Consider the following 3,125-nt stretch of genomic DNA (forward strand, 5'->3'; position numbering starts at 1 on the left):
AGGACAGAGAGGGGCGAGGACAGAGAGGGAGGGGATCATTCGTCTGCGTCGCGTGCCCGCCGGTCCCGTAACATCGCCGACGGACAGGTGCGCGACCACAGCTCTTCCCGCGCTCCCTGCGCGCACGGAAACCATGGCATCCAGGAACCAGGAGCGGGACGCGTGGCGGGTCGGGTCGCGGTGATCGGCGGCGGTATTCTCGGGCTCGCGGTGGCCCGGCGGATCGGGCAGGTCGATCCCGCCGCCACGGTGACGGTCTTCGAGAAGGAGCATGACGTCGCCCGCCACCAGAGCGGACACAACAGCGGAGTCGTCCACGCCGGGCTGTACTACCAGCCGGGATCACTGAAGGCAACCCTGTGCCGACGGGGCGTGGTACTGCTCAGGGAGTACTGCGCCACGCACGGCATCCGCTACGACGAGTGCGGCAAGGTCGTGGTCGCGGTCGACGACAGCGAACTGGGCAGGCTCGCCGACATCGCGCGCCGGGCACAGGCCAACGGCGTCCCGGACACCACCATGCTGGACGGGCACGACCTGCGCCGCTACGAACCGCACGCCCGCGGGGTGGCCGCGCTGCACTCCCCCACGACCGCGATCGTCGACTACCAGGCGGTGGCCCGCCGGCTGCGGGACAGCGTCCAGGACGCCGGCGGCACGGTGCGCACCGGCAGCGAGGTCGTCACCGTCGAGGAGCGCCCCGACGGCGTCCACCTGGGCCTGCGGGTCCGGGGGAACGTCCGGGTGCCGCCCAACGGCACGCACGCGACCGCGTCCCGCGCCGGTGGCACGGTCACGGCCGTGTCCACGGCGGCCGGGCCGTTCGACCTGCTAGTCGCCTGCGCCGGCCTGCAGTCCGACCAGGTCGCCGCGCTCACCGGCGAGGATCCCTCACCGCAGATCGTCCCGTTCCGCGGCGACTACTGGCTGCTGCGCCCGGAGCGTCGTGACCTCGTGCGTGGGCTGATCTACCCGGTGCCGGACCCGCGGTACCCGTTCCTCGGCATCCATCTGACCAGAAAGGTGGACGGGAACGTGCTGGTCGGTCCGAACGCGGTCCTCGCGACCGCCCGCGAGGGCTACACCGGGCTGACCGTGCGAGGCTCGGAGCTGCGTCAGACACTCGCCTGGCCGGGCTTCCGGACGATGGCCCGCCGGCACTGGCGGACCGGGGCCCGGGAGATCCTGCACACGACGAGCCGGCGTGCGTTCATCGCCGAGGCCCGCCGGTACGTCCCCCAGCTGCGGGCCGCGGACGTGGTCCGGGGGCCCTCCGGTGTCCGCGCGCAGGCGGTCGCGCGCGACGGCGCACTGGTGGACGACTTCGTGCTGTCGATACGCGGGAAGATCGTGCACGTGCGGAACGCGCCGTCACCGGCGGCCACCGCGTCCCTGGCCATCGCCGAGCACATCGTGGACAGGATCGTGGCCGAGCCGGCCGCGTGAGCGTACCGGCGGCTGTCGGCCGACCGCCCAGTCCGGCCACCAGCGCCGCTACGGCAGGGACATCCTGTACTGGCGGCTGTGAGCTGACCGCCTGGGGGATGAGCCCGGCCACGACCGCCGCCCGCATCGGGCGTCCCGGTCCGCGCCCACCACTCGCGATCATCTGTCCTGCCCGCCGGGGCCGGGCCCGCCACGGGCCCGCTTCGGCCTTACGGGCAGAAACCGGGCCAGCAGCGCGCCGACGACAGTGAGCAGCCCGCTCAGCAGCGTGATCCACAGGCCTGGCCCCAGCTCGACCGAAAGGTCCAGGTCGATGTCGCCCAGCCGGTCGACGCGCAGCAGGCGGATCATGTCGATCACGGCGAGCAGGACGGTCGCCAGGCCGATCACGGCGGTGAGGATCCACCGCCAGCCCTTCCGGTCACGGCCGGTGAGCATCCCGCCGAGAACAACCGCCAGGACACCGAGCAACGCCGTCGTCCCACCGTAGTAGCGGCCGATCTCGGTGCCCCGCAGCGGGAGCTCCATGACGTCGAAGGCGGTGATGGTCGCCCAGGTCATGACCGAACCGACGACGGCCGCGGCACCGGCGACCAGCACGAGCAGGCCCCCGAGCAGCCCCACCAGCCGCTCCCCGGCACCCGCGGGTTCGCCTGCCGTGGTGCCCGTGCCGTCCGCGGGCCCACCGGCCGCCTCCCCCGGACGAGCGCCGATCGGGGCGCCCCACAGGAAGTCCGGCCCGGTGCCAGCACCCGACGGCCCGGCCTCACCCGGGGCGTCCGCGGCACGGCCCGCGGCGGGAGGCGGCCACGAGGCGCCGGACGCCGACGGTGTGCCGGGAGCGGCCGCATCGGAGGCCTCGCCACCGCCGGTATCCCGGCCGCCGCTGTCCGCGCCCCCGGCACCCGGTCCATGGCCACCGGGCGGCCGGGCCCACCGCGGGTCAGCCGTCAGCGCGTGCGCCGCACGCCGTTCGGCACGCCACCGGCGCAGCCGCTCCGACTCGCCGTCCGCGCCGTCCACGCCGTCCGCGCCGTCCGTGCTATCCGTGCTGTCCGTGCTGTCCGTGCTATCCGTGCTATCCGTGTCATCCGCGTCGTCCGCGTCGTCCGCGTCGTCCGCGTCGTCCGCGTCGTCCGCGTCATCCGCGTTGTTCCGGCCATCCCCACCGGTCGGCCGGGGCCGCGAGCCGGCACCGCCGGCTGGGCCGCTCATCCGGCCCTTGGACAGATCCGTGCTGGACACCGCACGGGCCTGATCCTCCCGGGCCTGCCCGGGAGGCGGCCCCCAGAGCTGCTCCTCGGAGCGCCAGATCTGCTCCTCCGGCTCCTGGGCCGCCTCGATCGGCTCCCGCAGCCGGGATCCGGCCGGCGGCCCAGCCCCGGCAGTGGCACCAGGCCCGAAAAGAGGATCATCGTGCTGCCCTCGGCCACGCACCGGCCCGGAGTCCCGAGCCTCCGGCAACGCGAAAGAAGCATGATCGCGTCGCCTCCGGCCGGACAGCGACCCGCGGATCCGGGCCTCCGGCAACGCGAAAAAAGCATCATCGCGCCGCCTCCGGCCAGGAGGACCCGCGTCCGCCACAGGCTCGACCGCCGAGCGTCCCCGCGGGCTCGGTTCCTGCTCGGACACGTCTTCCTCCCGTTTCTGCCCGATGACGGTCACCCGGCTCCGGCCGA

The 3,125-nt window shown here is 74.0% G+C and carries 2 protein-coding genes; one reads left to right on the forward strand and one right to left on the reverse strand.

The features are described from left to right. Nucleotides 1-162: 162 nt before the first annotated feature. On the forward strand, nt 163-1,446 hold the full coding sequence (locus NBW84_RS06565; RefSeq protein WP_250282657.1) for an L-2-hydroxyglutarate oxidase: 1,284 nt from the start codon (nt 163-165) through the stop codon (nt 1,444-1,446). Between the two features lie 159 nt (nt 1,447-1,605). On the opposite strand, the gene NBW84_RS06570 is transcribed toward NBW84_RS06565, so the two are convergent. Then, a complete protein-coding gene (locus tag NBW84_RS06570) occupies nt 1,606-2,691 on the reverse strand; it encodes a hypothetical protein (RefSeq protein ID WP_250282660.1) in 1,086 nt (361 codons plus the stop codon). Nucleotides 2,692-3,125 lie beyond the last annotated feature (434 nt).

The sequence above is a fragment of the Protofrankia sp. CiP1_Cm_nod2 genome, from assembly GCF_920664355.1.
Classification (GTDB): domain Bacteria; phylum Actinomycetota; class Actinomycetes; order Frankiales; family Frankiaceae; genus Protofrankia.